Source organism: Bradyrhizobium cedriense, assembly GCF_054602315.1.
In genome coordinates this window covers 1,309,117-1,315,855 of record NZ_JBTSWB010000001.1, presented here as the reverse complement: position 1 = coordinate 1,315,855, position 6,739 = coordinate 1,309,117, and the positions used below count along the sequence as shown (strand labels likewise).

The following is a 6,739-nucleotide window of genomic DNA, read 5'->3' as shown; positions in this document are numbered from 1 at the left end:
TTCTTGCCCAGATCAATCGCCGCTCTGATAAACTTCGCCATGGACGGCCTCCCTCTTTGTGGCGCTCCGGCGACCACGTTTTGGCACTTGATGCCGTTCAGGTGGGGCCGTCCACAACATCATTGCGGGCGTAGCGAAGCAATCCAGAATCGTTCCGCAGCGACGGTCTGGATTGCTTCGTCGCTTCGCTCCTCGCAATGACGACGAGGAGAGAGCTAGCCTTACTTCTTTCCCAACGATTCCTTCGCACGCTGGCCGAACATGATCTTGCGTGATTCCTCGTCGAACGGCTCTTTGACGAACTTGCCGATCGCCAGCCCCGCCTGCACCTGCGGCCTCGCGCGGACCTCGGCGTACCAGCGTTTCACGTTCGGATAGTCGTCGAGTGTAAAGCCCTGCGCCTTGTGGGTCATGGTCCACGGAAAGCAGGCGATGTCGGCAATCGAATAATCGCCGGCCACATAGGTACCGGTTTTGCCGAGCTGCCGGTCGAGCACGCCGTAGAGCCGTGCCGCCTCATCGCGGTAGCGTTGGATCGCATAAGGGATCTTCTCGGCCGCATAGAGCGCGAAATGGCCGTGCTGGCCGAGCATGGGTCCCAGCCCTGCCATCTGCCACATCACCCACTGGATGGTGGTCGAACGCCCGCACAAGTCCGTCGGCAAGAACCGGCCGGTCTTTTCCGCGAGATAGATCAGGATCGCGCCGTCTCGAAGGCTGAGAACGGGGCACCGCCATCGGCTGGATCGTGATCGACGATCGCCGGGATACGATTGTTGGGCGAGATCGTGAGAAACTCGGGGGCGAACTGCTCGCCGGCGCGAATGTTGACGGGCTTCACGTTGTAGGGAAGCCCGAGTTCCTCCAGCATGATGGAGATTTTCCAGCCGTTCGGCGTCGGCGCGTAATAGAGATCGATCACGACCTTTCCCTTGACCTTTCCTTGGCCTTCCCTGTCATCGCGGTCGGAATAGAGAGCGACCTTTGTTGTTCTGTACCTCGACGTTAAGTCATGGCAGGAAGAGGCGCAACACAACCTGCCGGGAGGGCCGCCATGCTGTTTCCAACCACGATCGCCGGCTCCTTGCCGAAGCCGGAATGGCTGGCCGAGCCCAACATGCTCTGGGCGCCCTGGAAGTCACAGGGCGACGAGCTTCTCCGGGCCAAGCGCGACGCGACCCTGATCTGGCTGAAGGTCCAGGAGGACGCCGGGATCGACATCATCACCGAGGGCGAGCAGGCCCGGCAGCATTTCGTTCACGGCTTCCTGGAGAAGATCGAGGGCATCGATTTCGCCCACAAGGTCGAGATGGGCATCCGCAAGGATCGCTACAAGGCGATGGTGCCGCAAGTGGTCGCCCCGCTCCGGCTCAAGGAACGCGTCCATGCCTTCGAGGCGCGCGTGGCGCGGACTCATACGAAGAAGAAGCTGAAGTTCACCCTGCCGGGCCCGATGACCATCATCGACACGATCGCGGACCGCTACTATGGCGACCGCGTGAAGATGGCCTTTGCCTTCGCCGAGCTGCTCAACGAGGAGGCCAAGGCGCTGCAGGCCGACGGCATCGATCTCGTGCAATTCGACGAGCCCGCCTTCAACGTCTACATGGACGAGGTCAACGACTGGGGCATCAAGGCGCTGGAACGCGCCGCGCAGGGCCTGACCTGCGCCACTGCGGTGCACATCTGCTACGGCTACGGCATCAAGGCCAACACCGACTGGAAGGAAACGCTCGGCACGCAATGGCGGCAGTACGAGCAGATCTTCCCGGCGATCGACGCGAGCCCGATCCAGCAGGTCGCGATCGAGTGCCGCAATTCCAAGGTGCCGCTCGACCTGCTGGCGCTGCTCAAGACCAAGATCGTGCAGGCCGGCGTGATCGACGTCGCCAGCGACACGGTGGAGACCGCCGAGGACGTCGTGAAGGTGATCGACGCGGTGTCGCAATTCGTGCCCAAGAGCAACATCATCGCCACCACCAATTGCGGCATGGCGCCGATGCGGCGCGAGATCGCCGAAGCCAAGCTGATGGCGCTCGGCGCCGGCGCCGCGCTGGCGCGCGAGAAGCTGGGATAGTCGAATCGCTGATTGCCGCGGCTAGGGCAACGCGGTCGGATGCAGCACCGGCACGTAGCCGGCGGCGAGCGCACGCACCGTCGAGGGCGGCGTCAGCAACTTCGCGTCGTCAAGCTGACGCTCGACGGCGATATAGCCGGCCGGCGACCACAGCAGCGGCTTGCCTTGCGTCACGAGAAAGCTCTCCTCGCCCTGCTGCACCATCGGGCCGTCGGGCAGTTCTGCGAGCGGCACGGGTAGCGCATGCAGGCGCTTCCTGCCGTGATCGAGGCGCTCCTGATGCAGGACGGCATCCATTGCCTTCGCGCTCACGTCGCTAACGCCATTGCCCTTCTGCCAAGCCGCGCGGAATCGTTTGGCATCGTCACGACGGCAGAAGAAGCAGGGGCGATGGCCCGCAGCAAAGGCCGTCGCCTCGTCGAGAAAGAACAGCTCGGTCCAGCTCCGCCGCGCCATCACCGGCCGCCGCCAGCCGCGAAATTCGCACAGGCACGTGATCCAGGCCGGCGAGGACCAGCGCTTCTTCAGAAGCGTCCTGGTCGCGGGATCGTGGATGATGCCGCGATTGCCTGTGAACAGGCCGCGATGGGGGGTGGCGATGATGTCGCCGGTCGGTGTGACGCGGTTCTGAAGGGGGCGAGCGGCGAATAGCGAATAGCGAGTGGGCACAGTGCTACTCGCCATTCGCTACTCGCCACTCGCTCTGGTCACGCCGCCCCGTCGCGCAGCGGCGGGTGATAGGACAACGCGGTGTCCCAGGGGAAGAAGATCCAGGTGTCCTGCGATACTTCCGTGATGAAAGTATCGACCAGCGGGCGTCCCATCGGCTTGGCGTAGACGGTGGCGAAATGGGCCTCCGGCAGCATCTCGCGCACCAGCTTGCCGGTCTTGCCGGTGTCGACGAGATCGTCGACGATCAGGAGGCCCCTGCCGGTGCCGCCGCCGAGCTTCATCACTTCGTCCGAGATGCCCTTGAGCACCTTCAGCTCGCCCTGCTTGGTGTGGTCGTAGCTGGCGATGCAGACGGTATCGATGATGCGCACGCCGAGCTCTCGCGCCACGATCGCTGCTGGCACGAGGCCGCCGCGGGTGATCGCAATCACGGCATGGAACGGGCCGACTTCGTTCAGTCGCCAGGTGAGCGCCCGGCAATCCCGATGGAACTGGTCCCACGAAACCGGAAAGGGCCTGCCCGCGCGCTCCTGCGCGCTCAGCTCCGGTGCGTCACCCATCGTCGTCTCCATTCGTCTCAAACGTCTTCTGCTAGCGCGTGATATTCAGTCCCACCAGCATTTCCTTCACCGCCGCCATGGCCGCGGCGAGCTTCTCCGGATCGCGCGAGCGCACCACGAGATTGGTGTTCGGCTTCTGCTCCTCGTCCATGAAGGGATAACTGCCGATGATGGTGTCGGGGTGAGCGGCGGCGATCGCCCGCAATGGACCGCCGATATCGCCCTCCCGCGCATTGGCGCGGACCGATTCGGAGAGCATGCGCACACCCGACTTCAGCTTGGGAGAAACGATGTCCATCATCGCCTGCATGATCGACGGCACGCCGGCCATGACGATGACGTTGCCGATCTTGAAACCGGGAGCGAGGATGGTCGCGCTCTGGATCAGCTCGGCACCGTCGGGGATACGGGCCATGCGCAGGCGGGCCTCATTGAGGTCCTGCTCGCTCCAGCGCTCGCGGAAGCGGGCGACGACCTCCGGGTGATGGTCGATGCCGACGCCGAACGCCTTGGCGACGGCGTCGGCGGTGATGTCGTCATGGGTCGGGCCGATGCCGCCCGTCGTGAAGACGTAGGTGTAGCGATGCCGCAGTGCGTCCAGAGCGGCGATGATGTCGGCCTCGTCGTCGGAAACGACCCGGACCTCCTTCAGATCGATGCCGATATTGGTCAGGTATTCGGCGATGAAGCCGATATTCTTGTCCTTGGTCCGGCCCGACAGGATTTCGTCCCCAATGACCAGAATACCCGCCGTGACGATGTCGCTCATACCGTAAGTCCCTCACCTGTGACGCCGACTTTGCCGAGGTAACGCGTTGAAGTCACGTGGTTTTGCTTCTCAATTGAGCAGTCCTCAGCCATTTTTTCAGGCAAGTCGCCGGCCGTCCCCGGCAAATGCCCCTCCTCCATGCTTATCGCGCTGGCCCGGCCCTTGCTACCTCCTATGGAAGTCATGCACTCTCACGGCATGGCCACAGGACGTTGCGGTCCTCGGCAAGCCGAAACGACCTGATCAATGGCGCAACGCCTGGGGGAGAACAGTCGGATTCTATGGCAGTCGCGTTTGACGAAATGAATATTCCCGGCGGGGATCTTCGCCCTGCCTATCAGGAGCTGGCGCGTTGGCTCAAGGACACGCCTCCCGAGGCGCTCGAATATCGGCGCCAGGAGGCCGAGCTCCTGTTCCGGCGGATCGGCATTACTTTCGCGGTCTACGGCGATTCCGAGTCCACCGAGCGCCTGATCCCATTCGACGTGATCCCGCGGATCATATCCGGCAAGGAATGGGCGCTGCTGGAGAAGGGCCTGAAGCAGCGTGTGCGCGCGCTCAACATGTTCCTGCGCGACATCTACCACGGCCGCGACATCCTTCGCGCCGAGATCGTGCCCGACGATCTGATCTTCCAGAACCCGGTGTTCCGCCCCGAGATGAACGGCCAGCAGGTGCCGCACGATGTTTATGTGCACATCGCCGGCATCGACATCGTCCGGGTCGACGCCGAGGACTTCATCGTGCTGGAGGACAATGCGCGCACGCCTTCGGGCGTGTCCTACATGCTGGAAAACCGCGAGATCATGATGCGGCTGTTTCCGGACCTGTTCGCACGCCACAGGGTGGCGCCGGTCGAACGCTACCCGGACGAACTGCTCTCGGCCCTGCGCTCGGTCGCCCCGCAAGGCGCATCGGGCGAGCCGACGGTCGCCCTGCTGACGCCGGGCGTCTACAACTCGGCCTATTACGAACACTCGTTCCTGGCCGACAAGCTCGGCATCGAACTGGTCGAAGGCCGTGACCTCATCGTCAAGAACGACGAAGTGTTCATGCGGACGACGGAAGGGTTGAAGCGGGTCGACGTGATCTATCGCCGCGTCGACGACGATTTCCTCGATCCCCTCACCTTCCGTCCCGACTCCGTGCTCGGCGTGCCCGGTCTGATGTCGGCCTACGCGGCCGGCAACATCACGCTCGCCAACGCCGTCGGTACCGGCATCGCCGACGACAAGGCGATCTACTCCTACATGCCTGATATCGTGAAGTTCTACCTCGGCGAGGAGCCGATCCTGAAGAACGTGCCGACCTGGCGCTGCCGCGAGCCGAAGGACCTCGCCTATGTGCTGGACAATCTCGGCGAACTCGTCGTCAAGGAAGTGCATGGCTCCGGCGGCTACGGCATGCTGATCGGCCCTGCCGCCACGAAGGCCACGATCGAAGCCTTCCGCGACAAGCTCAAGCGCGAGCCGGAAGGTTTCATCGCGCAGCCGACGCTGGCGCTCTCGACCTGCCCGACCTGCACCGCATCCGGCCTCGCTCCGCGCCATGTCGATCTGCGGCCGTTCGTGCTCACGGGCAGCAAGAACACCACCATCGTACCCGGCGGATTGACCCGCGTCGCGTTGAAGGAAGGCTCCCTGGTGGTGAATTCGAGCCAGGGCGGCGGCACCAAAGACACCTGGATTTTGGACGAGTAGAGAGATGCTGTCGCGTACCGCCGAAAACCTCTACTGGCTCGCCCGCTACGTCGAACGGGCCGAATATCTCGCGCGTACCATCGATGCGACCCTGCGCGTCACCGCGCTTCCCGCCGCCTATATCGGCAAGACCAACGAATGGGACTCCGCGCTGCTCACCGCCGGCGTCGCCGCGAGCTTCTATCAAACCTATGAGGAAGCCAACGAACACAACGTCGTCGAGTATCTCTCGTTCTCGCCGAACAACCCGTCTTCGATCAGGAACTGCATCGAAGCGGCGCGACTGAACTCGCGCTCGGTGCGCACGGCACTGACCAGCGAGATGTGGGACACCATCAACTCGGCCTGGATCGAGCTTCAGGCGGTGTGGAGCAAGGGCACTTCGACGCGCGAGGACCTCGCGAAGTTCCTGCGCTTCGTGCAGGAGACCTCGCTGCGCTTCGACGGCTCCGCCTACCGGACCATGCTGCGCAACGACGCCTACTGGTTCTCGCGGATGGGCGTGCATCTGGAGCGCGCCGACAACACCGCGCGCATTCTCGACGTGAAATATCACGTCTTGCTGCCCGAGGAGGAGCATGTCGGCGGTCCGCTGGACTTCTATCAGTGGAGCTCGATCCTGCGCTCGGTTTCGGCGCTGACGGCCTATCACTGGGTCTATCGCGAGACGCTGAAGCCGTGGCTGATCGCGGATCTCTTGATTCTCAACGACACGCTGCCGCGCTCGCTCGCAAGCTGCTACGGGAACCTCGTGCGCAACCTCGACCAGATCGGCGTCGCCTATGGCCGCCAGGGCCCGGCCCAGCGCCACGCCCGCGGCATCCGCAACCGGCTGGAACACAGTAATATGGATGACATTTTCCAGCATGGTGTGCATGAATTCATTCAGGAATTCATCGCGGACAATTCCAGGCTGGGCGAAATCATCACGAAGCAGTATTTGATCTGACAAGTGCCGTCA

At 63.2% G+C, this 6,739-nt stretch carries 6 protein-coding genes and 1 pseudogene; 3 read left to right on the top strand and 4 right to left on the bottom strand.

Annotated elements, in window-relative coordinates:
* Window positions 1–221: 221 nt before the first annotated feature.
* A pseudogene (locus tag ACYCVF_RS06260) lies at window positions 222–922 on the bottom strand (glutathione binding-like protein).
* A 132-nt stretch (window positions 923–1,054) separates the two neighbouring features.
* On the opposite strand from ACYCVF_RS06260, the gene ACYCVF_RS06255 reads away from it, so the two are divergent.
* Complete coding sequence (locus ACYCVF_RS06255; RefSeq protein WP_459597925.1) at window positions 1,055–2,077, top strand: methionine synthase; 1,023 nt, start codon at window positions 1,055–1,057, stop codon at window positions 2,075–2,077.
* A 21-nt stretch (window positions 2,078–2,098) separates the two neighbouring features.
* Here the strand turns inward: ACYCVF_RS06255 and ACYCVF_RS06250 are convergent, their stop codons facing one another.
* From ACYCVF_RS06250 to ACYCVF_RS06240, 3 genes are read right to left on the bottom strand one after another with little or no spacing between them, the layout of a single operon-like run.
* Window positions 2,099–2,761, bottom strand: coding sequence for a hypothetical protein (locus ACYCVF_RS06250; protein WP_459597923.1), 663 nt, complete (start codon window positions 2,759–2,761; stop codon window positions 2,099–2,101).
* Between the two features lie 23 nt (window positions 2,762–2,784).
* On the bottom strand, window positions 2,785–3,309 hold the full coding sequence (gene gpt / locus ACYCVF_RS06245) for a xanthine phosphoribosyltransferase (RefSeq protein WP_459597921.1): 525 nt from the start codon (window positions 3,307–3,309) through the stop codon (window positions 2,785–2,787).
* Between the two features lie 31 nt (window positions 3,310–3,340).
* Window positions 3,341–4,078, bottom strand: a complete 738-nt coding sequence (locus ACYCVF_RS06240) for a competence/damage-inducible protein A (protein WP_459597919.1) — start codon at window positions 4,076–4,078, stop codon at window positions 3,341–3,343.
* 281 nt (window positions 4,079–4,359) lie between these two features.
* On the opposite strand from ACYCVF_RS06240, the gene ACYCVF_RS06235 reads away from it, so the two are divergent.
* On the top strand, window positions 4,360–5,778 hold the full coding sequence (locus tag ACYCVF_RS06235; RefSeq protein WP_459597917.1) for a circularly permuted type 2 ATP-grasp protein: 1,419 nt from the start codon (window positions 4,360–4,362) through the stop codon (window positions 5,776–5,778).
* Window positions 5,779–5,782: 4 nt separating this feature from the next.
* Window positions 5,783–6,727, top strand: coding sequence for an alpha-E domain-containing protein (locus tag ACYCVF_RS06230; RefSeq protein WP_459597915.1), 945 nt, complete (start codon window positions 5,783–5,785; stop codon window positions 6,725–6,727).
* Window positions 6,728–6,739 lie beyond the last annotated feature (12 nt).